23 protein-coding genes, 1 tRNA gene and 1 pseudogene are annotated in these 22,431 nt (G+C 44.1%); 12 read left to right on the top strand and 13 right to left on the bottom strand.

The features are described 5' to 3' along the window. Positions 1-75: 75 nt before the first annotated feature. On the bottom strand, positions 76-891 hold the full coding sequence (panB, locus tag FHW89_RS22345; protein WP_172337269.1) for a 3-methyl-2-oxobutanoate hydroxymethyltransferase: 816 nt from the start codon (positions 889-891) through the stop codon (positions 76-78). A 448-nt stretch (positions 892-1,339) separates the two neighbouring features. Between panB and carA the strand changes: the two genes are divergently transcribed. The 4 genes from carA to FHW89_RS22325 all read left to right on the top strand — a co-directional run bounded on the left by carA (position 1,340) and on the right by FHW89_RS22325 (position 4,607). Next, positions 1,340-2,440 carry a glutamine-hydrolyzing carbamoyl-phosphate synthase small subunit gene (gene carA / locus FHW89_RS22340; protein WP_172337268.1) on the top strand — a complete coding sequence of 367 codons (1,101 nt, stop codon included), beginning with the start codon at positions 1,340-1,342 and terminating at the stop codon, positions 2,438-2,440. 680 nt (positions 2,441-3,120) lie between these two features. Further along, positions 3,121-3,528, top strand: a complete 408-nt coding sequence (locus tag FHW89_RS22335) for a hypothetical protein (protein WP_172337267.1) — start codon at positions 3,121-3,123, stop codon at positions 3,526-3,528. A gap of 25 nt (positions 3,529-3,553) precedes the next feature. After that, positions 3,554-4,102, top strand: coding sequence for a hypothetical protein (locus FHW89_RS22330; protein ID WP_172337266.1), 549 nt, complete (start codon positions 3,554-3,556; stop codon positions 4,100-4,102). A gap of 181 nt (positions 4,103-4,283) precedes the next feature. Then, entirely contained in the window at positions 4,284-4,607 is a 324-nt protein-coding gene (locus FHW89_RS22325) for a DUF6686 family protein (protein WP_172337265.1), read from the top strand. A 119-nt stretch (positions 4,608-4,726) separates the two neighbouring features. Here FHW89_RS22325 and FHW89_RS22320 read toward each other — a convergent pair whose 3' ends face one another. Further along, positions 4,727-6,208, bottom strand: a complete 1,482-nt coding sequence (locus tag FHW89_RS22320) for an NAD(P)/FAD-dependent oxidoreductase (protein ID WP_172337264.1) — start codon at positions 6,206-6,208, stop codon at positions 4,727-4,729. A gap of 97 nt (positions 6,209-6,305) precedes the next feature. On the opposite strand from FHW89_RS22320, the gene FHW89_RS22315 reads away from it, so the two are divergent. From FHW89_RS22315 to FHW89_RS22300, 4 genes are read left to right on the top strand one after another with little or no spacing between them, the layout of a single operon-like run. Then, a complete protein-coding gene (locus FHW89_RS22315; RefSeq protein ID WP_216650660.1) occupies positions 6,306-7,142 on the top strand; it encodes a phytoene/squalene synthase family protein in 837 nt (278 codons plus the stop codon). Positions 7,143-7,146: 4 nt separating this feature from the next. Further along, positions 7,147-7,692, top strand: a complete 546-nt coding sequence (locus tag FHW89_RS22310) for a hypothetical protein (protein ID WP_172337263.1) — start codon at positions 7,147-7,149, stop codon at positions 7,690-7,692. Further along, on the top strand, positions 7,689-8,369 hold the full coding sequence (locus FHW89_RS22305; protein WP_172337262.1) for a lycopene cyclase domain-containing protein: 681 nt from the start codon (positions 7,689-7,691) through the stop codon (positions 8,367-8,369). Before FHW89_RS22310 ends, FHW89_RS22305 begins: the two co-directional genes overlap by 4 nt. Further along, positions 8,366-8,614, top strand: a complete 249-nt coding sequence (locus FHW89_RS22300; RefSeq protein ID WP_172337261.1) for a cytochrome b5 domain-containing protein — start codon at positions 8,366-8,368, stop codon at positions 8,612-8,614. Before FHW89_RS22305 ends, FHW89_RS22300 begins: the two co-directional genes overlap by 4 nt. A 115-nt stretch (positions 8,615-8,729) precedes the next feature. Here FHW89_RS22300 and FHW89_RS22295 read toward each other — a convergent pair whose 3' ends face one another. Next, entirely contained in the window at positions 8,730-9,644 is a 915-nt protein-coding gene (locus tag FHW89_RS22295) for a PfkB family carbohydrate kinase (RefSeq protein ID WP_172337260.1), read from the bottom strand. Positions 9,645-9,730: 86 nt separating this feature from the next. Between FHW89_RS22295 and FHW89_RS22290 the strand changes: the two genes are divergently transcribed. Together FHW89_RS22290 and FHW89_RS22285 are read left to right on the top strand one after the other, a co-directional pair. Next, positions 9,731-9,804 (top strand) — tRNA-Asn (locus FHW89_RS22290). A gap of 308 nt (positions 9,805-10,112) precedes the next feature. Continuing rightward, positions 10,113-10,493, top strand: a complete 381-nt coding sequence (locus FHW89_RS22285; protein ID WP_172337259.1) for a hypothetical protein — start codon at positions 10,113-10,115, stop codon at positions 10,491-10,493. Positions 10,494-11,153: 660 nt separating this feature from the next. Here FHW89_RS22285 and FHW89_RS22280 read toward each other — a convergent pair. The 4 genes and pseudogenes from FHW89_RS22280 to FHW89_RS22265 form a co-directional block, all read right to left on the bottom strand. Beyond that, a pseudogene (locus tag FHW89_RS22280) lies at positions 11,154-11,489 on the bottom strand (Hsp20/alpha crystallin family protein). Between the two features lie 230 nt (positions 11,490-11,719). Further along, positions 11,720-12,529, bottom strand: coding sequence for an AraC family transcriptional regulator (locus FHW89_RS22275; RefSeq protein WP_253952295.1), 810 nt, complete (start codon positions 12,527-12,529; stop codon positions 11,720-11,722). After that, the gene (locus FHW89_RS22270; protein WP_172337258.1) at positions 12,526-13,572 is read right to left on the bottom strand and encodes an aldehyde reductase; all 1,047 of its coding nucleotides are present in this window, start codon (positions 13,570-13,572) and stop codon (positions 12,526-12,528) included. Before FHW89_RS22270 ends, FHW89_RS22275 begins: the two co-directional genes overlap by 4 nt. 80 nt (positions 13,573-13,652) lie before the next feature. After that, a complete protein-coding gene (locus FHW89_RS22265) occupies positions 13,653-13,991 on the bottom strand; it encodes a zinc ribbon domain-containing protein YjdM (protein WP_172337257.1) in 339 nt (112 codons plus the stop codon). Between the two features lie 99 nt (positions 13,992-14,090). Here FHW89_RS22265 and FHW89_RS22260 point away from each other — a divergent pair, with 99 nt between their 5' ends. Next, positions 14,091-14,285 (top strand): hypothetical protein, encoded by a 195-nt coding sequence (locus tag FHW89_RS22260; RefSeq protein ID WP_172337256.1) that lies wholly within the window; start codon positions 14,091-14,093, stop codon positions 14,283-14,285. Positions 14,286-14,296: 11 nt separating this feature from the next. Next, the gene (locus FHW89_RS22255; protein WP_172337255.1) at positions 14,297-14,494 is read left to right on the top strand and encodes a hypothetical protein; all 198 of its coding nucleotides are present in this window, start codon (positions 14,297-14,299) and stop codon (positions 14,492-14,494) included. A 547-nt stretch (positions 14,495-15,041) separates the two neighbouring features. Here the strand turns inward: FHW89_RS22255 and FHW89_RS22250 are convergent. From FHW89_RS22250 to FHW89_RS22225, 6 genes are read right to left on the bottom strand one after another with little or no spacing between them, the layout of a single operon-like run. Continuing rightward, positions 15,042-18,683, bottom strand: coding sequence for an ABC transporter permease (locus FHW89_RS22250; RefSeq protein ID WP_172337254.1), 3,642 nt, complete (start codon positions 18,681-18,683; stop codon positions 15,042-15,044). Between the two features lie 21 nt (positions 18,684-18,704). Next, positions 18,705-19,595: an ABC transporter ATP-binding protein gene (locus tag FHW89_RS22245; RefSeq protein ID WP_172337253.1), complete on the bottom strand. Its 891-nt coding sequence runs from the start codon at positions 19,593-19,595 to the stop codon at positions 18,705-18,707. Continuing rightward, on the bottom strand, positions 19,592-20,335 hold the full coding sequence (locus tag FHW89_RS22240) for a hypothetical protein (protein WP_172337252.1): 744 nt from the start codon (positions 20,333-20,335) through the stop codon (positions 19,592-19,594). Before FHW89_RS22240 ends, FHW89_RS22245 begins: the two co-directional genes overlap by 4 nt. Next, entirely contained in the window at positions 20,332-20,727 is a 396-nt protein-coding gene (locus FHW89_RS22235) for a GntR family transcriptional regulator (protein WP_172337251.1), read from the bottom strand. Before FHW89_RS22235 ends, FHW89_RS22240 begins: the two co-directional genes overlap by 4 nt. Position 20,728: 1 nt before the next feature. Next, positions 20,729-21,502, bottom strand: coding sequence for a hypothetical protein (locus FHW89_RS22230; RefSeq protein ID WP_172337250.1), 774 nt, complete (start codon positions 21,500-21,502; stop codon positions 20,729-20,731). Then, positions 21,495-22,343 (bottom strand): ATP-binding cassette domain-containing protein, encoded by an 849-nt coding sequence (locus FHW89_RS22225; RefSeq protein ID WP_172337249.1) that lies wholly within the window; start codon positions 22,341-22,343, stop codon positions 21,495-21,497. The genes FHW89_RS22230 and FHW89_RS22225 overlap by 8 nt, the downstream gene beginning before the upstream one ends. Positions 22,344-22,431 lie beyond the last annotated feature (88 nt).

Below are 22,431 nucleotides of genomic sequence, written 5' to 3'. Positions count from 1 at the left end.
TTCATGGTTCATAGTTGATGGTTCATGGGAGCTTCAAAATTGGCTATGAACAATGAACCATCAACTATGAACTAATTAATATTGTTCCTGTTCGTTCGGGAAACTTTTTGATTTAATGTCGCCAACATAGTTTTTGATGGCGCCGTTCATCTGCTCGTATAAATTGGCGTACTGGCGTAAAAAACGGGGTTTAAAACCTTTGTTAATACCCAGCATATCATGTATCACCAGTACTTGTCCGTCGCAATGCTGCCCGGCACCTATGCCAATGATAGGTATCTGAACGCTCTCGGTAACTTCTTTAGCCAGTTGTGCCGGTATTTTTTCAACTACGATGGCAAAGCAACCCAGTTCCTGTAATACCAGAGCATCTTCTCTCAGCTTCTGCGCTTCGGCCTCTTGTTTGGCACGTACGGTGTAGGTGCCAAATTTATAAATAGATTGTGGCGTTAACCCTAAGTGCCCCATAACCGGTATACCGGCGGTCAATATACGGGTTACCGATTCGGCTATTTCAATACCACCTTCCATTTTTACGCCGTGTGCGCCCGATTCTTTCATGATCCGGATGGCCGAGTTGAGAGCTTCTTTAGAGTTACCCTGGTACGAACCAAATGGCAGATCGACTATCACCAGCGCGCGTTTGGCCGCGCGTACCACCGATGATGCATGATAGATCATCTGATCGAGCGTTATAGGTAGTGTAGTTTCATGACCAGCCATAACGTTCGAGGCCGAATCGCCTACCAGGATGATGTCCATACCGGCATCATCAACAATGGTTGCCATGGAGTAATCATAAGCAGTAAGCATGGCTATTTTTTCGCCACGGGTCTTCATTTCCTGCACAGTATGTGTAGTGATCCTTTTAACTTCTTTATGTATTGACATGTTTTATTTCGGATTTCGGATGTTCGATATCGGATTTATGTTTCCGGTATGCAAAGGTTACTATTAATTTCGGAATTCGGAATTTCGATTTCGGATTTTGTCTGAGCCTTGATCTAAACAGATTAAAGGATTAATATGGTTTTTCGTCCCTTCAGGGTCTCTCGCAGAGAATCCTGAGGGGACTTAAATTCGCATTTCGGATTTAAGTTTTGAATAAATATTGAGGTATGAAATCTCAAATCCGGGATTAGGACTTAGAAAAATCCAAAATCCCACCTCCGAAATCCGAAATCAAAAAAAAATCCAAAATCCCACATTCGAAATCCGAAATAAAACTGTATTTTTGCGCCGTGAATCAAGAAGTTCCTTACTTCAATATTTCTATCAGTTTTCACGGGGCTTTGAACCAGGCGATCCGATTTATTAATCCTTTCAATTTTTTTGATAAATGACATACTTCACCAAATTACCGGCTGTACTATTATTGGATGATGGAACCGTTTTTTACGGTAAAGCCGCAGGGAAGATAGGTACTACTACCGGCGAAATATGCTTTAATACCGGGATGACCGGTTACCAGGAAGTTTTTACAGATCCATCCTACTTTGGCCAGATCATGGTGGCTACCAATGCGCATATTGGTAACTATGGTATCAGAGATGAAGAGGTAGAATCCGGAAATATCCAGATAGCGGGTTTGGTTTGTAAAAACTATAACATCGCTTACAGCCGTAAACAGGCCGATGAATCGATACAGGATTACTTCCAGTCGCAAAACCTGGTAGGTATATCTGATGTGGATACCCGCCAACTGGTACGCCATATCCGCGATAAAGGCGCCATGAATGCCATTATCTCTTCGGAGATCCTGGATATTGATGAGTTGAAGGCAAAACTGGCCGAAGTACCATCAATGGATGGACTGGAACTTTCATCAAAAGTATCAACCACAGAAGCCTATACTTTTGGCGATGAAGAAGGAAGATACCGTGTTGCCGTGCTCGACCTGGGTGTGAAGAAAAACATCCTGCGCAATTTTGACGATCGTGATGTTTACGCCAAGGTTTTCCCGGCAAAAACCACCTTTGAAGAAATGGAAAAGGATTTTGCCCCAACAGGTTATTTCATCTCCAATGGCCCTGGCGACCCGGCTGCTATGCCTTACGCTATTGAAACGGTAAAAAAAGTTTTGGCCTCTGAAAAACCGATGTTTGGCATTTGTCTTGGTCACCAGCTACTGGCTTTGGCTAATGATATCCCAACCAAAAAAATGTTTAACGGTCACCGCGGTTTAAACCACCCTGTAAAAAATATTATTATCAACCATTGCGAGGTAACCTCACAAAACCATGGTTTTGGCGTAGTGCCTGAGGCTGTACGCGCCTCTGACAAGGTTGAGATCACCCACGTGAACCTGAACGACCAATCGATAGAAGGTATCCGTGTAAAAGATAAAAAAGCATTCTCGGTACAATATCACCCGGAATCATCACCTGGTCCGCACGATTCAAGATACCTTTTTGATGATTTTATCAAATTGATGTCTTAAAGATATGCGGATGTGCATATTTCAGATGTGCAGATGATAAAAAGCCTTTCAAGTTTAGCTTGAAAGGCTTTTTTGTATGGGGAGCGTACACATAAAAAAAAACGCGTCATTGCGAGGAGGAACGACGTGGACAACCGACCAGAGGGAGCTCATTAATACCGATAAAAAAACAATCAAAAAATTAATAATCCCCTACTTACAGAGTCGCCCTGTATAGTGTAGAGATTGCTTCGTGCCTCGCAATGACGCGCAGGGGAAATGTCCTGTGAATAGGTGAGTCTTTGCTCAAAAGTGCAAAAATCCCATAGTCTAAAACCCCTTGCTCTTTACTCCAAAAAATCGTATATTTATAATACCCAAACGGCCCGGCTTTCATACAGATAGTCGGGCCGTTTGGGTAAAGGAAAACAGGTCAAAAATTGACTGTTTTATTCGTAGTTATTTGAAAGCCAATTATTTACTACTTTTTAAAGTTTTAAAACCGCATCAAAACCGCATTGAAATTTGTTAAAAAGTGTTAAAATCAATTTTTTTGAGTGGTTTTTGGCAAGAAATGGCCCGTTTTTGAATAAAAAAATGTTAAAATAAAAGGTTTAAAAAGTTTTTAGAGAGGGACTGACAGAAAAATTTTACCATATCAGTCTACGCTAAATAGTCAAAATTCAAAAAGTAAAATCGTTATGGCCGAGAAATTCTTATTGCAGGGCACCGTTAAGTGGAGCTATGATCATGAACTGGCCGAGGTATCCCAAACCAGGAAAATTATGACGGGAATGGCCTCATTTACACCGCCGCTGCACCACCATGAGGGTTACATCGCCCTAAGCGATACCGAAATTATTATTGAGAGCGATACGGATGAAGACCTGACCATTCCGCTGGGTGCCATCAGCCAGGTTTACCTGGGCTTTGATGATCTGTTCCCCATGGTATCAGTCAGGGGAGCCGGTTTGTTTTGGCAACCCTTAAGAATTGGTTACAGCGTATCGTCGTTTGAAACACAGTATATCTATGTTATTATCAATTTCAACGGTATATACACCCATGATAAAGAATGGTTTAATACCTTAACAACAATATTGCAATAAATTATTCACCACATTTTATTCTGCTATGCTACCGCTTAAAACATTGCTCTTACTAAGTTTAGTTTTTGTAACCCCCGTATTTGCACAGCAAAAAACAAATAATATACCCAAGGATGCCCTAAAAGGCGACTTTAACGGCGATGGCAAACCTGAATACGTTTGGGTGGTGAGGCCCAAAATAGCCGATAGCGGGGAGGATTGTGTTGGTAAATGCACTATTAAGATAGTGTCATCCAATCCCCAAATAACCCCTTTAGTAATACCCAATGCCATTGGCGGAACCATCACCAACCTGGGTGATCTGAACGATAATGGTACTGATGAAATAGGCATCCTGCCCGAGTGGTTCACCAGTTGCTGGAGCCCTTATTATGTGTACACACTCGCCAACAAACATTGGCAGGCAGTTGTGCCTTCTTTCTCTACACACTGCAACCAGTGGGAAGCCGATGTTAAACCCATTGAAAAAGTGCCGGAAAAGAAGGGTTACGTTGTGATCAGGTACAGTGCATTTGAAAAAGAAGAGATCGTAACCAAAACTAAAATTGTCGCCATAAAATACCATCAGTTTTAAGTTGCTGTAAATAAGCTTTTTTTATTTTTATTTGGATTTATTCTAAATAAGGCATTACTTTGTTCCTATTGACTAAGGACATGCCTGTAAAAACAGTTTAAAATATAAAGTCCTGCTCTTGAGCAAATGCTGCGGTGCGATAGCTTTGCGGGCCGGGCAGGCACAACTTAATTAATATCATATGTGCGATTCAAAGATCATAAGCCAGGTTGGGGCAACAATAGTGAGCCGATGCTCGGAGTGCCGTTGCGTATTTATATGGAATAACAACCTGATCCTGAGCTTTTCGCCGGAGCAGTTTATACAATTCAGGGATTTTACGGTTGATCTTGATTTTGCCGAACACAGCCACTCCTTTCCCGATGGGCAGGAAAGGCTGGTGATGCGTACTCCTGTTAACGATGTACAATTAACTTTTACTACCGATGAGTGGGAAGATTTCCACGCTGCCATGGCCGAAGCAATTTATATGCAGGAGATCTATTCGTTGATGTATGATAATTGATTAAGAGTCAAGAGATAAGAGCCAAGAATTAAGATTCAGGAAAGTTGTAATAGTGTTGGATGACATGGCAATTATTATATACTGTTTGGCATTTTTGAAATTGTCTTGATTCCTGATTCTTATTTCTTGATTCTCTTCACAGCTTCCTGAGCCGCCATTTGTCCGGAAATAATAGCTGGCGGAACACCGGGCCCCGGCACCGTTAACTGCCCTGTATACAACATATTTTTAATGTGTTTGGCCCGCATGGCTGGCTTAAAAAAAGCGGTTTGCGCTAGTGTATTGGCCAGGCCGTAGGCATTGCCTTTAAAAGAATGGTAGTCGGCTTTAAAATCATTTAACGCGTAACTGCGTTTTACTACGATAGCATCACGGATATCCTGCCCGGTAATATGTTTGAAGCGGTTGAGCATCAGGTTGAAATATTTTTCCCGGATACTTTCGTCATCATGTAAACCCGGTGCAATGGGCATCAGAAAAAATAGGTTTTCGCCACTTTCGGGGGCTACGCCAGGGTCGGTTTTGGAGGTGCAGGAAACATAAAACAGCGGGCTGGTAGGCCATTGCGGCGAAGTGTATATTTCTTTGGCATGCAGCTCAAAATCCTCGTCAAAAAATAGATTGTGGTGCTGTATACCTGCTACTTTTTTGTTGGTACCGATGTAAAACAATAAACTCGAGGGAGACATGGTTCGGCTGTTCCAATATTTTTCGGTATAGTTATGATGCGATTTGGGTAACAGGTGCTGATCAACATGTTCATAATCAGCCCCGGCTATCACAAAATCGGCCTGAAACGTGCCCTGATTGGTCTTGATGTTATTGACCCTGTTGTCTTTTATTTCGATGTTGGTGACTTCGGTATTCAATTTTATGTCAACACCTAATTCTTCGGCCAGGCAAACCATAGCTTTCACAATCTGGTTCATGCCGCCCTGCGGGTACCAGGTGCCCAGGGCCAGATCGGCATAGTTCATCATGCTGTACATGGCAGGGGTGTTTTGTGGGGTGGCACCTAAAAACAAAACGGGGAACTCCAGGAGCTTTATCAGCTTGGGGTTTTTAAAATATTGGCGCACATGCTTGCTCATGCTGCTTAACAATTGCATGCTCATGCTTTTTTTGATGAGATTAAAGTCAATAAACTCGGTAATGGAATGGGAAGGGCGAAATACATACTCGCCCATACCAACTTTGTATTTGTAGGCGGCCTGTTTTAAAAACTCCCGCAGGCCTGTGGTACTGCCCTGTTCTGTTTGCTCAAAAAGAGCTTCCAGTTCGGCCATGCCGGCTGGCACATCCATTACATCATTGGGGCCGTAATAGATGCGGTATCCTGGATCTAAACGTTCCAATTGATAATAGTCGGCCGGTTTTTTACCAAACAAAGCGAAAAAGTTCTCAAACACATCGGGCATCCAATACCAGCTGGGCCCCATATCAAATTTAAAACCGTCTTTTTCCCAAATCCGTGCCCGGCCGCCGGGCTGGCCGTTCTTTTCCAGTATGGTAACTTTAAAGCCTTCTTTGGCCAGTACACAGGCCGCGGATAAGCCCGCAAAACCTGATCCAATAATAATAATGTGCCTACCGCTGTTCATATAGCTATGGAAGCCCAAGTTAAACAAAATGTTTTGTGGTCATAAAAAAACAATAACGGTTTGAATTTGTACTTTTGGGAATCAGCCCCAAGTGTAAATGATGAATCTGTACGACGAGACCAGTTTTGAATGCAGTAAATTGATAACCAATAAGTATAGCACATCATTCAGCTTGGGGATAAAAGCATTTGATCAAAAATTTCGGTACCCCATTTATGCTATCTATGGTTTTGTAAGGTATGCTGATGAAATAGTGGATACCTTTCATGAGCATGATAAACTAACGCTGCTCAGCAATTTCAAGAAGGAAACGTTTAAAGCTATAGATGAAAAGATCAGTTTAAATCCGGTTATACATTCATTTCAGCAGGTGGTTAACAGGTACGGCATCGAAACCGAACTTATTGACGCTTTTTTACACTCCATGGAAATGGATCTGGATAAAAAAGCCTATGATCCGGCCTGCTATGAAACTTATATTTATGGTTCGGCCGAAACGGTAGGGCTCATGTGCCTGCGTGTTTTTACGGATAACAACAAGGCACAATATCAATCGCTGTTATCCCAAGCCCGCAGCCTGGGCGCTGCTTTTCAAAAGGTAAATTTTTTGCGCGATATACAGGCCGATTACAAGGAGCGTGGCCGTACCTATTTCCCCGGCATCGATTTTAACAATTTTACCGAGCAGGATAAGGGCCGCATCGAAGCCGAGATTAAAATCGACTTTGAAAATGCCCTTGAGGGGGTAAAACAATTGCCCGCAGGTACTCGTTTAGGGGTTTATATAGCTTATACCTATTATCTGAAACTGTTTAAAAAAATAAGTTATACGCCGGCAAATGTTATCCTGCAAAAAAGAATACGTATTTCTGATATCCGGAAGATGGGTTTGTACGTTAAAGCTGTTTTACAACAAAAATTGAATGTGATTTAAGAGAATGAGGAGAAGTATTTTTTTTATAGCCGGAATGTTTTCGTTTTTGTTGATGATACAAAGCGTAAAGGCCGATGAGCCTAATCTGAAAAATATACGCAGGCAATTAAGGGAGGCCATTAATGATAGTAAAACCACCGATTCCCTTTATAAAAGCCTGAGCAGTATAAAAAACCGTACAGGTATTATTGATGGGTTTATTGCCGGTGTGCAGGCGCTGAAGGCCAAACATGCCTGGAACCCGTATTCCAAAATAAAGTACATCAAAAATTGCGAAAAAACATTTGAAAAAGCTATAGAGTCCGATCCGCATAACATCGAGATCAGGTTTATGCGTTTTTCTGTGGAAGATAGCGTGCCCGGTTTTTTGGGCTATAATAAAAATATAGCTATTGATAGTAAAGAGATCATAACCCAGCTGGATAAAAAAAACTATGGTACAGCTGATAGGGAACTTACTGTAGAGATCATTAAGTTTCTGGTAAATTCCCGGCGATGTACCCCTGCTCAAATTGACGAGTTAAACAAGCTCTTAGCCGCCTTAAAGTGAAATATACCTACTTATTGATCAATGTATTGACCGTGTTTTTTCCGGTTGTATTATCGTTTGATAAGAAGGTGCATTTTTACAAAAGCTGGAAATTCATCTGGCCTGGAATGGCTATAACCGCGCTTTTCTTTTTGTTTTGGGACGTGCTTTTTACGGTAAAAGGGGTATGGTCTTTTAACTCACATTATATTATAGGGCTAACCCTCTGGGGATTGCCGTTGGAGGAAATGCTGTTTTTTATAACCGTACCATTTGCCTGTATTTTTATATATGCCTGTTTAAATTATTATGTCAAATGGGAAATGGATAACAAGCTCATCCATATAGTAAATGGTTTGATCGTCATATTGAGTGTATTAGGGCTCATTTTCTATCATGGACGTTTGTATACTATCGTAACTTTTGGCGTACTGTTGGTGTTGATGCCTCTGCTGCAATATATATTTAAAGTAAGATGGATTAACCGGTTTTATTTGGCTTACCTGGTGGCGCTTGTTCCTTTTTATATTGTAAATGGTATATTGACATCCATACCGGTAGTGCTATATAACAACAGCGAGAATATGGGTAAACGAATAGGTACCATCCCGGTCGAAGATCATTTTTATTTACTCATCCTGCTTTTGATGAACATCGGTTTTTTTGAATATTTTAAGACTAAAAATCAATTATCTTGAACCCGCTTCCGGAGTATACCAAATCGCAACTGGCCTTGCGTAACGGGCAGGATAAGCCCCAGATATGGATAGCCTATAAAGGACTGATTTATGACGTTAGTGAAAGCCGGCTATGGAAAAATGGCAAACACTATGAACACTGGGCCGGGCAGGATCTGACCGATGAACTACCCGATGCCCCGCATACCGAAAGTGTATTTGAAAAATTTGAAAAGGTAGGGAGGTTAAGCCCTCCGATCACCTAAAGGGTGAGGTTTCCTGATGTGCAAATGTGCGGATATGCAGATTTCAGATGAGCAAATGCTTAGCGTTAAGTACACTATTTAACATTTGCACATCTGCATATCTGAAAAAGGCTTTTTATATTTCAAATTTGGCTAAGCCAACAAATTCCTGTACACGGGCAGTAATTTCTTCGGGAGAAAGGTTGCGTAACCGCTCTGAACCGAATTTTTCAACACAGAAAGATGCCAGCGCCGATCCATATATGATAGCGTTTTTCATATAATCGAAATTTACTGTACCTACTTTAGCCAGGTAGCCAATAAAGCCGCCAGCGAAGGTGTCGCCAGCTCCGGTAGGGTCAAATACTTCTGCCAATGGCAATGCAGGGGCACTGAATATTTTATCCTCATGGAAAAGCAGGGCGCCGTGCTCGCCTTTTTTAATGATCACATATTTGGGGCCCATGGTTAATATTTTGCGGGCTGCTTTCACCAGGGAAAACTCACCTGATAGTTGACGGGCTTCGGCATCATTGATAGTAATAACATCTACCAGCTTAATGGTAGCCAATAATTCATCAAGAGCGATATCCATCCAAAAGTTCATGGTGTCCATCACAATCAATTTTGGACGTTTGGTAAGCCTTTTTATAACGGTTTGCTGCACCTGTGGTGATAAATTGCCCAGCATCAGGTATTCGCAATCCTGGTATGAATCGGGGATAATGGGATCAAAAGCTTCTAAAACATTGAGCTCAGTAGCCAAAGTGTCCCGGCTGTTCATATCGTTATGATATCTTCCGCTCCAGAAAAAGGATTTTTCGCCTTGTTTTATCTGCAGGCCTTCGGTGTTTACATTATGTTTTTGAAGGTCCTCGATCTCGGTCTGTGGGAAATCGTCGCCAACAACGGCAACAATTTTTATACGGTCGTAAAAGTAAGATGCGCCTAAACTGGCAAAGGTTGCCGACCCACCGACGATTTTATCTGTCTTTCCGAAGGGGGTTTCAATAGCGTCAAATGCCACAGTACCAATAACTAACAAGCTCATGTAAAATATTTTTAAATTTTTTTTGCGCAAATATTGTGAAATTACCTCAGAAATCATACTTTTGCACCACTCCAATCGGAAAATACTCCTGAGTAGCTCAGCCGGTTAGAGCATCTGACTGTTAATCAGAGGGTCGCTGGTTCGAGCCCAGCCTCAGGAGCCTTAAAATCAATGATTTAACCCAACTCTGGCGAGTTGGGTTTTTTTATTCTCACACATTTCTCACACAATTTTGAAGTTTTTGCATTGAACAAAATTAATGGCGCTTGATTTATTGGCGATTGAAGTACACTGATAAACGGATATTTGGTATCAATAATAGTGAGCCCATTGCGGAATGATCAGACATAGCGCTTTTGGTGAGGTTGCGTACATCAAGTTGGTATGAATGAAAATTTACTGATTATTAGGATAGTATTTAATATTATACTAATTTTCCAAATACTAAATATAAACCTCTTCACTATAATGTATAAAACCATTTACGGCACTTTTAATGGCGACAGCTGGGAAGATTTCTGCCAACTATGCTTTAAGCACAAATATGAAAGCGACGACTATCAGGAAATGCCTGCCTGGCAAGGTGATTTAGGAATAGAAGGCTTTACCAGATCTGGCGTTGTTTTCCAGTGTTATTGCCCTGATATGGATTACAATCCTGACAAACTTTACGAAGTACAGCGAGATAAGATTACCGCTGATTTGGGAAAACTAATTACCTATAAAAGCCAACTACAGGGGTACTTTAACGGTGTTAAGATATCGAAATGGATATTTGTAACAATCCTTATCATCTACCAGAGCAGCACTTCTATAAACAAGCAGTTGAAACATTCAAATCCAACGTAGATCTGTTTCCGAACAGTTGGAATGCTTATGACAGTTATGCTGAAGCGCTTTTAGCCGACGGAAAAAAAGGAAGAAGCAATAAAAATGTATCAAAAATTACTGGAAATTAATCCCAAAAGTGAAAGTGGTAAAAAGGCATTGCAAAAAATTCTGGATAAAGCTGGATATTGAGACATGCCCGACCATGTTGTTCCGTGTCCATTAGACCAATGATGAATCGTGTTAATGAATATCAAATTTCAAATATCTGATTCAGAAATATAGTATGGGCAAAGTGAAACAAAACGCTCTGAACTCTAATCCGGAGCCGTTGATCAACGGCTCCGGATTATATATCGCTATGAAAGTCATAATGTTTGCCACTCAATCCTATCGATATCGGATAGAAAAGAATTACCCTATATCAGCCGACATTCTTTTTCATTATCGTTTAGATATCACTTTTCAAGTTGGGTCAGCCGTTTCGAGCAAATCCTCAAAACGCCATTCTACGTAAATCCTCCAAGAAAATGTCGAGTCTTGTGGCCTGTAGGCTCAAGTATGAGCTGCTTCACTTGATTGGTTATAAAGATCAGTTGCACACTTTGCAAATCAGATGGAAGTGTTGATCGACACTTATGATCTTAAAGATTCGCAAAGCCCTAAAAACTATCGTTCCACTTATTTGATCTCGATCTGCCTGCGTACGGTTTTCGCTTCCTCGCGTTTGGCGATGTCGATGCGCAATACCCCATCGGTATAGGTCGCGTCGATGCGGCTGTCATCCGCGCTTTCAGGCAGCGTGAAACAACGCACGAATGAACTGTAGCTGTATTCACGTTTGCTTTAGTTCTTCTGGTTATCCTGGTGATCAGCTGATTGTTCCACCGAAATGGTCAGGATATTGCGTTCCAGGTTCAGTTTGAAGTCGCCCTTCTTCAGGCCCGGTGCAGCCAGCTCGATATGGTAATTGTCCGGAGTTTCGCTGATGTTCGCCGCAGGGACACGTGGCACCATCCGGTCGTTAAAAAAAGTGTCGCTAAAAATTGATTCGAAAACGTCGTTAAAGCCTGGCAATAACGCGTTATCGGTTTTGTTGTTCCATTTAACAAGTGTCATGGCCTAATTCTCCTTTAAAATTTTTTAAGAATTGATTTAACAGACATTTTACAAGCATTATGCCAGCGCTGAATGCGGTAAAAATTGCAGAATTGCGCTGAAAAAATTACAGTTTCAATGCCAGATTTTCAGCAGGAGGTTTGATCCATATTGCCCTGCAATTGCTTTGCGGTCTGCCCGAACGCCTTTTTGAAAGCATAGGAAAAATGGGAAAGATCCTCAAAGCCGAGGTCAAGGTATATAGCGGATGGCTTTTGTTGCTTTTTAGTGATGAGAAAATAGGCTTCTTTCAGCCTTTTATGGATCAGCCAGCGGCTGGGGGTATCGTTAAAGAGCTGTTTGAAGTCGCGCTTAAAGGCCGAACGGCTGCGTCCGGTCAGATAGGCGAAGCGTTCAATGCTGGCATTGAATTTATAATTGCGGTTCATAAAAGCTTCCAGGTCTATCTTTTCGGGTTTGCCGAAGTCAAACAATACGCCTGCCAGCTCAGGGTGGGCCTGCAGCAATAGTTGTAGCAGTTCCTCCCGTTTGACGTCGGCGACCTGCTCGTCGATCTTCCCCGAACGGTCATAATAAGGCAGCAGCGAATCGATATAGTCCGGTATCCTCTCATCATATTGTAAAGCGATAAATGCGGCCTCCGGTTTGGCTGCAGGCAGGTTAACCGGGTGTTTTTCCTGGAACTTTTTCAGAAAGCCTTCATCCAGGATGATTACCACCTTTTCAAACTCGCCGTTCACCCGTTCCTTGTTATAACGGGCCAGATGGTTTTTGCGAACCAGGCAGTACTCCCCCGCAAGCAGCCTGGAATACCGGTGCCCGTCATAGCCATTAATGATTCCCTTAGCGATATACAAAAAGAAATGCTCGGCAATGAACTGTTCGGGCGAAATCTCCGGCCCGATGTAGCATGATTTGATCTCGCTGGCCCTCATCATCTGATATTGCCGAATTTAAGCATACTTTCCACCGATAACAAGATGGCCTCTTCATTGGTAGCGATGGGTTCCCAGCCCAATACGTTGCGGGCTTTCCCGTTGCTCACATTACGGCTAGCCTTCAGCATTGAAGCGATGGCCTTAGCTTTCGGGCTGAACAAAGCGACGATACGGACCACCCAGTCAGGCAAGGTTTTCGTGGATACCTTTGCGGATATCACCGGCATTTTCTCCCGAAGCAATCCGGCGATCTCCGGCATGGAGATCTTTCCGCCCGCCAAAGCCAGGAAACGCTCTCCCTTCGCTGCCGGGCTCGTCATGGCGCGGACATGCAGGTCGGCCACATCGCGGACGTCAATGATATTCAACGTGAGATTAGGGATCGCCATCATAGTGCCGTCCAGCAGGTTTTTGACCAGCTCGAAGCCGCTGGAAATATCCGGCCCTAAAGACGGCCCGAAGATCCCAACGGGGTTGATCGCGCTCAGTTCCAGGCTGCCGCCTTCCCGCTGTATAAAATCCCAGGCCGCACGTTCCGCCATGACTTTCGACTTATTATAGGACGACAGGCCTTTTTCGTTCGGGTCGGTCCACTCTTTTTCGGTAATGGCGGTGTAAGGGTCTTTATGACTGTAGCCTACTGCGCCGAAATTGGAGGTCATCACCACCCGCTTTACGCCTGCATCCCTGGCTGCTTTCAGTACGCGCAATGTACCGTCTACCGCCGGGCGGATCATTTCATTCTCATCTTTAGGCAGGGCCAGAAAGATCGGTGACGCGATATGCAGCACATAAGTACAATTCCTGACCGCTTCTTTCCAATTGTCATCTTTCATCAGGTCTGCTTCAATAAATCGCAGGTTTTTAAAATCAGCAATGCCGCCATGACGGAGCATATCCAGCACTTCCTCTTTCCGTTTCAAGGATCGGAGTGTTGTTTTGACCTTATATCCTTTTTGCATGAGCTGTAGGATCACATGTACGCCTACAAAGCCGGTGCCACCGGTTACCAGTACCCAGGTATCTTTTGCTGAATTTTCCATTGTGTTTAGCATAATAACACAAAGATCGGCCGGAAATTAAAAAGCAGTTTTGTTGAGCGGTCCAATTTCAGGAATCAGCATCATGCTTTTTTAACAAACTCCGATTTCAGTACCATTGCGCCGAAGCCATCGATCTTACAGTCGATGTTATGATCGCTATCCACCAAACGGATGTTCTTTACCTTGGTACCGGCTTTGATGGATTGGGAGGTTCCTTTTACCGGCAGGTTTTTGATGGTCACCACCGTGTCGCCATCAACCAGGATATTGCCATTGGTGTCCTTTACGACAAAACCTTTCTCAATTGTCATCTCTTTAGCAGCTTGCCACTCATGCCCGCATTCCGGACAAACCAGTAAGCTTTCGAATTCATAAGTGTAAGGGGATCCGCAGATCGGGCAGGGTGCAAGTTCAGTCATGGCCATTATCTGTTAAAGCGCAAAGATAAGAAATCTCAATTCCTGAAAACATTGAACCAGCAAGGTGGGTTATTTGATTAGCATAAATATCGTATGACCATGGAAACGACCGATCCCAAAGACCCCAAAATGGCCAGTAATGAAAAGGCTATCCCGCGCATTTTTAAGCCCGAAAGGGACGCCGCAGACCAGGAGGACTATCCCGAAACCGGCGCAGAAACGCTGAGCGGTTCTGAGACTGACAGCAGCGACTTGGAAACCGAACCGCTGTACGATGAAGATGATGACCTGTAAACAATTTGATCATGATAAAAAATGAGAACGTGAGCGGTTCGGACCGCAAAGGCAAGTCCTTGGGCGACGGACGCGAGAGCGAGACATTGCAGGAACCAACCAGCGAAAGTTATGAGATCGAAAACCTGGACACCGGTGAGTTGGAGGTGCAGCACCCGAACCGAAGCCTGCACAAGGGTGAAGTCAAAACTTTTAAAGACAAGGAGTAATAAGTGGATAAACCTATTACGCTGACCCTTCTTCGCCAATTTTCTTTCTTTTCCTAAAATCCTGAACTTAAGCACTAAAGATGGTTATTTTGGAATTGGCCAAACGGGATCAATCAGGTGTGGTTTATCCACATCATCGATAATTTTTCCAACGTCGAAAGTTTCATGTTAGGTCTGAAAGACCTTGGATGCATTTCAAGCCCGAACAGGACTAATATCGAATCGATTGATAGATTCAATGCGCATTCTACCAGGCATTTAGTAAAACCTAATCGGTTCGAGAATTAGAAAAATTCCTGTTCGGGTTGATCTAGTGGGAGCAAGACTAATGTCGAACCGTTGATAAATTCAATGCGCAATTTATCAGGCCTTTAAAAAAACCTAATTTGTTCGAGTATTTAAAGAAGTCCGCTTCGGGATGTTCGAGTCCGCAAGAGAAACTCTTCGAACCGCTTTTTAACAGCCTTACTTTTATTAAAATAAAACAGACTTAAGATTGATCCTCCTCCAAATACCACCCCCGGCCTAATTTCGGAAGCGTTAGTTTTTATTGCTTCGTCGAGTGCCAGTTATCAGCCGGATTCCTATCGATAAGGTAGCCCACCGGATCAATAGCTACCGCTCTTGGCCTCCCTTTCGCAATAAAGTTAAGTTCATGCATTCCGCGCGTTAGTTTAAAGCGTTTCCGGTAGATGAAATGTGAAACCGTCCTGCCATCCTTACCTTTGGTATCATCACCGAATACAGCGATATCGATATAATCGTTCATGTTGGTAGCCGGAATTTCTTTGCCATTGCTGTCTATCCAAACTTTATCAATATTTACCTTTAGCGTAAACTTGTATTCATCTTTTTTATTTGTCGACTTTAGCTCGGTCGATATGATCTTGTTGTCGTACAGCGTTACTTTTTGCCAGGTGTCCGTTAAGTAATATTGGAGCGAATCGGGTGTGTGTTTTTGGAGATAACGATACAGATCGTTTGCGCCGGCGAATGGTCCGCTTGTTTTAAATGCGTAGGCATTTTTAAATTCACGAAGCGCATTGTTCAGGCTATCCTCTGCTATCAGTTCTTTCAATCCATAAAGCGCGGTACCGGTCTTGGCACTCCATTCGATAGACTGATCAGCTTTGATAATGGGGTGTTCCGGCTCGTCCTGGTGCCTGCGAATAAATAAGTAATACCATAAGGGGCTCAAAACGATATCGCGCATATTGGCCTTGCCATATTTCCTCTCGCTCATTACCAGTGAGGCATAATTGGATATCCCTTCTGTTATCACCAGGGAACCGATGGTGTTGTTAGGTGCCACCTGAAAACGCCACCATTGCTGGGCGGTTTGAAAGGTTGCACCCGAATACAGATAGTCGTTTTGATCGGGGCCGGTAAAATTGGCGTTCCAGCCGTTAAGCTCGTTCCGCACATCGAGCGTTGCCGTTGAACCTTCGCCCGGACCGTATGGAGAAGCCTCAACCAAACGGATGTTGTTGAACGGATAGCTGCCGTACACCGAGCTAAAATACTTCAATCCATTCTTATACGCCTGCATATACCTGCTGACGTTGGCACCGTGCTGCGCATCATAATAAATATCAATATATACCTTGTGATCCAGCATCACACTGTCGCGACTACGCACGTACCTGGCCGACAAAATACCGAAGGGCATGTACATTCCCGGCTTGTTTTGTATATAATGAAAATAGTTACGGCCATTTTGCGTCCACTGCTTTACTAAATCGCCATTGGCTACGGCGGTTTGGTCGCCCTCCGTACTTACGGTAATGTCCAGTGTGAGCATATCTGCTGACCGGCCAGCCTTTAAATTATTAATACCAGCTGGATCATTCTGCGCAATCTCTTCTTCGTTTTTAGGCGGCAAACCGGCCTTTTTTCGTTCGTAAGGGCTACTTAGCTCATCGTCATCATCATAACCCAATCCCGGTAATCCGCCTTTAAAGAAGGTGCCGTTATCCAGCATATTTAGCGCGAAAGGGCCATTCTCAAAACCCCGATGGGCAATCAGTGACCTAACCTGCAACACAGCAGTGTCACCGGGCGCGAGCGGCTTATCGAACTTGTATAACCTGAAATCGGCGGTATCTTTTTTAGGCCCAAATAGACTGAACATGCCGCGGGAATAAAGCAACGGCGTTGTGAACGACAACCGTTTACCGTTTATATCGATAGAATACGCAGTCAGATCGTCACCATCCAGCAGCATTTCGCTGATAGGTTTATTGTTCTTGTTAACGATGGTCATCACCGCCTGGGTTATGGCTTTCTTTTCAGCGGGGAAAAGGTCGGCGTTGATCTTGATGCTAATCACCTTGGGCAGTGGCATATCCTGGTAATGCTTCAGGGTTTTCTCGTAGATAACGGCGCGGTCGAGGTTTTCGCCCTTCGTCAAAAACTCATTGAGGTAGCTGATGTTGTAATAAATATAACCGCCTACCATCAAAAATAAGGACAGGACAATTGCGAAGGCCGTTTTAGTTTTCGTATCAAACCGCTCCGGAATCACGCTTAAGCGTTCCTTAAATGAAGTGCTTACTCCACGGTTATAAAACAATGCCGCTATTACAATAAGCACCCCGGCAGCCAGCAGCCAATACACATCGAACCAAAGTACCGGTTTAACCATGTGCCCCATGCCGTCCATATCGTTCATGCCCGACTTTGGAGTGTAGGAATACATCAGCAGGTGATAATCGAATATGCCGGTGGTATCCAGGAAAAACATAGCAACCCATAACGTCACTGTGACGGCGTAGGCCGCAAATTTATTATTGAAAACCACCTGGATCACATAACAAAACACCGCTCCGGTAAGCAATTTAGGCAGCAGCATCACTAGGATGTAGGTTGTATATAGATGAAGCTGAATATGTGTAAAGCCTTTGATCAACTGTACAAAAACTCCTAAAACCAACGGCACGAATGCAAGCCCGGCCGAGATAAGCAGCATCGATACCAACTTTGATCCGTTCATTACCCAATTTGGCGGCGGCAGCGAGTCGTTAATAAAGGAATACCTGGTTAACCGGTCGCGCTGGATGGTTTCGCCGGTGTAGAACATGATAATAAAGAACATGAAGAACGGAAAGGCATCGGCAAAAATGCCCAATTCAACCACCGTTCGCGGCAGATCTGGTACGCCGTTATGCATATCGCCCAGCCACAGTACAAATCCAAGGAACACGCTTCCGGCCCCGACGATGATCCAGAAATAATTATCGCGGATAATGTTCATCAACTCCAGCCGCACTAAACTTTTAAACGTAACCCGATTGTAGGTGCCCGAAAAACTTACCGACGGCGTACGGAGGATCTTACCGGTTTTAACCCCTATTTTGTCAATGGTCGCTTTATCACGCTTACCGGCAAAAAAGGTCTCAAAATTGAACCGCAGGTAGGTGATCAGCAAGACAATGAAGCATAAACCTGGCCACAGGATACGATTGATGGCCAGCGGCCCGCTTACAGTGATCAGCATATTGTTATGCTCGGCTGCGCTGGCGTTATTCATCTGGAAACGCACCCCGTTAAGTCCGAAGGGATCGGAGATGGCAATAACCGTCAGATTATTGGTATGGTTCAGAAAGAAAAGGGCAATGGCGTAAAACAGGAACAACAGTATGCCACCAAAATAGATAATCTTAACGTTGCGCAGCACCGCCACCAACCCAAAAAACAGCGATGAGGTAAATAAAATATTCGGCAGTGCGATGAATAGGAAAGGATAGGCATAATAAACCAATTTATTAGGGCCGTATTGCGCGAGGATCGTTTTTCCAGTGAGCGGGCCGATCAGTGTGCCCAGGTAAATACCCAGCGGCACAGCCAGCGCAATCAATATCATAAAAGTGAATGAGCCGAAATACCGGCCCCAGAAATAGCCATTCCGGGTGATGGGGTACGTCAGGTAATAATCCTTGGTTTGATATTCGATGTCACGGAATATTGCCGTGCCCATTACTGATGAGCTGATGAGGGTCATCATCATCGTGATGCCGCAGCACCAAAACGTAATCAGGTAGGGCGAATTGATATGCTCCTTCTCGCCCACCGGCAGCGAGCCGGTAGCAAAAGAGAAGGTGGTAAACACCAGTATGGCCAAAAAATACAGGTAAACGGCAGGCCTGCGGATCCGGTTTTGGATCTCGAACAGAAAGATTTTCAAAAACATAATGATTTGTTTTGTAGTGATTTACATGGTATTTACATCTACACGCGTAGCAATGTTGCTGAAGTAAACATCTTCGAGATTCGGCGCAGCGGATACAAAACCGTCGGCCGGCTCACCGCTCTCCTGGAGGATGCGGATATGAAGCTTTCCGGATTTTAACTGTGTGGATATTACGCTGTAAACATCCCGGTAATATTGTATTTCGGCCTGCTTGATGGCTTTGGAGTAGATCTTGCCTTCAAGTTCTTTAACGGCCGTCTCGGGGGCGCCGGCGTAAAGTACCTCGCCCAGGCAGATGATGGCAAAATTGGAGCAAAGCGTGCTTACGTCCTCCACAATGTGGGTCGATAGGATCACGATGGTGTTTTGCCCTAACTGGCTCAGCAGATTATAAAAGCGGTTCCGCTCGGCGGGGTCCAGGCCTGCGGTTGGTTCATCTACGATAATCAGTTTCGGATCGCCGATGAGCGCCTGGGCAATACCAAAGCGTTGTTTCATCCCGCCGGAATACGTGCCGAGATGCTTTTTCCGGTCTTTAAACAGATTTACTTTTTCCAGCAGGCCAAGCACCAGGTCCTTGCGTTCGCCAGCGTTGCCGACGCCTTTGAGCTGGGCAATATGGTCGAGCATGCGCTCGGCGGATATTTTGGGATAAACCCCAAACTCCTGTGGCAGATAGCCGAGCAATTGACGCACCTGGGTTTTGTTTTTCAGTACGTCGAGCCCGTCCAGAAAAACAGTGCCGCTATCGGCTTCCTGCAAGGTGGCTATGGTACGCATCAGCGACGATTTACCAGCGCCGTTTGGCCCAAGCAAACCGAACATGCCGTTATCCAGCGTCAGCGATACATCTTTAAGGGCATGCACACCGTTGGCATAAGTTTTTGAGAGTGAATTGATGGTTAATTTCATGGCTGGGGGGATTTAAAGAGTTGTTTACTGATACTGCCGGTTACGAGCAGCCTGGCGCTGTCGGCAATTTGATAGGTGATATGATTCCCTGCAGGGGATAGAATGCGTAAAGTGCTTTTATGCTGAATATCCAAAAAGGCCGATTTAAACCGGTTGCCCTCGCCAAATGTGATCATCGCGCCCGCGCCCGGCTGCGCGCCCGCTGTAAGCAATACTGAATTAATGCGATTATTCTCAAGCATCACGTTTGCAGCATGTAAGGCGATTAAACGGAGACTATCGGCATCAAATCCGGTTATCCGGCTGTATTTCCAGTTAAAGTCGTTCGAAACAGAATCGGTTACTTTCAGGTCGCCCGCTGTGTAGCGGGTATCGGTAGTAAATGCTTTCAAATCCGGGCAGGATACAAATACCACGTATTCGCTGTTAATATTGCGATAATGATCTTTATAACTGGCATCAAAAACCAGCGTCCGGCCCCGTTTGGTTATTTTAACAAAATCCATGGCGGTAGGCTCAATCGTCACTTTATAAGGCCCCCTCACCACCATCAGGTTAATGGCCGACGCCGAATGCAGGTCGATCGAATCAAAATCGCTGAAATCGGTGGCGATATAATCCCGGAACGGGTTTTTGAAATCGCCTCGCAGGTATTCGGCCTTCAGTTGAAAATCGTAGATGCCCAGGGTTACAATTACCAGCACCGTTGCTGCAATTAATATTTTGACACTTGTTCTCATTGTTCGTCGGTATTGCTTTTTGGAGTTGACTGATGGGCCAGGAATTCCTGGTATTGCTGCCTGATCTCGTCAATAGAGATATCCAGCAGGTAGATATTCTTAAAAAAATCGGGCAGGTGCTGCTGCACAAAGTTTTGCCTGCGGTAGGCTTTCACCTTTTCAAAACCGTCGTCGGCCACAAACAGCCCTAGGCCGCGTTTATTGTAAACGATCTCCAGCCCCTGTAAAAACTCGTATGACCGCATCACCGTGTTGGGGTTAACTTCGAGTTCCACGGCCAGATCGCGCACAGATAAGATCTTTTGTCCGGCAGGCCATTTACCGGTTAAAATATTATCGCACACAAATGATGCTATTTGCAGGTATATCGCTTCGTTATCTTTAAACTCCATATCACACCTGCTTTTCTTTTAACCTGAAATAGGCCGCAGCCCATATCAATGCCGCCGCCAGGAATATCGTGATAAGTATACCGGTTGAAACAGGCCCGGTAGTAACCACCGAATAAAATTTGCTGCCGATGCTGAAATTGAGAAAGCCAAACGGCAGTGCCATTTTAATTACTGTTACGCCGGTAATGAGCTTAAGAAACATGGTATTACACATCGTTATTACAATGTATCCGATAAAAAACGCAAAGCCGGTTTTGATGAAATGCAGCTTCTCAAAAAAGATGGCCCCGAAAATGCAACAGGAATGAAGTGAGGAATAGATCACCAATACCAGCAACATTTCGGGCTGAGACAATGACATTATCTGCAAACGTATACCCGGAAAGTGCACCAGTTGGCCCAATGTAAAAAGCACCAAAAAGAAGATGCCGGTATAAATAGCCATAAAAATAGGATACGAATACAACCATCCCACCAGGTATTTTTCAAACGACGAGGCCGGTAAGGTGATAGCCGGTATGGCTTTGCTTTTATTGCCATAATCACCGAATACCGTACTGGTGAAAATACTGCCCGACACCAGCATTAATAAAACAAAACATGCGGTTTGCATGCCCGTATCCGGTGGCGCAGGGAAAACAAAAAAGATAAAAGTACCGCCGAAAACAAATACCCCGAAGATCACTGCTGTCGACATCAGGTAGGTCCGGTAATGTTCTATCGTGTGCTTAATGAACAGGCGGCTAAACCGGCGGAGACTGAAAAAATTATTCATTCCCGGTTCCTCCATTAATAACTTCAACAATTTGTTGATTTCCTGTGGTAATGGCGTTGAACAACAATTCCAGATCAGGGCGGCTGTACTTACGATTATTGTTTTTCAGAATGGCGTATTTACCGCGCATTGTCTCCTCCTCATATAATACCGGCATCCCGGTAGTGTCTTCAAAAAGACCGAAAGTTAATTGTTCGCTTATTTCGTCAACAGCCTTTTTTACCACAATCCGCTGATTGTCGAGGATCAACACGGTATCTATCAGGCTGTCCAGATCGCGCACCTGGTGAGTGGAGATCAGGATACAACGTTCATCATTTAGCACCGACGCGATTAGTTTGCGGAACTGCACCTTGGAGGGAATATCAAGGCCGTTGGTGGGCTCATCCATGATCAGGACGCTGGTATTGGTGGCCAGCCCGAAAGCAATCATCGCCTTTTTTTGCTGACCGTAGGACATTCTATCCATGACTGCATCAGCATCCACGTCCAGCGTTTTCAGGTAAACATAATAATCCGTCAAACTGAATTTAGGATAAAAGGTAGCCGTGCTTCTCAGAAATTGTGCTGAGGTTAATGCCGGCACATAGATCTCCTCGGGCAGAAAAAAGAGGTCTTCCAGTAAAGACACCGGGCGCTTTGATGCGTCGATCCCATTGATCATACATTTTCCGGCCTGCGGAAACGCCAGGCCGGCCATGCTTTTGAGCAGCGTTGACTTTCCTGCCCCATTTTTGCCGAGCAAACCATAGATATGCCCGGGCAGCAAATCGAGGTTGAGCCTGGTGAACACCGGGCGCCCCTTTTTATATGCAAAGTCCAAATTCTGAATTTGAATCATTTTAGTGTATTAGTATAGTAGTACACTACAAATGTAATGATGAAAATGGTAAAACAAAATTTAATTATATATTTAAATATGTTGACGA

It is taken from the genome of Mucilaginibacter sp. SG564 (assembly GCF_013149275.1).
In the GTDB taxonomy this organism is placed as follows: domain Bacteria; phylum Bacteroidota; class Bacteroidia; order Sphingobacteriales; family Sphingobacteriaceae; genus Mucilaginibacter.
This window is presented reverse-complemented; position numbering and strand designations above follow the sequence as displayed.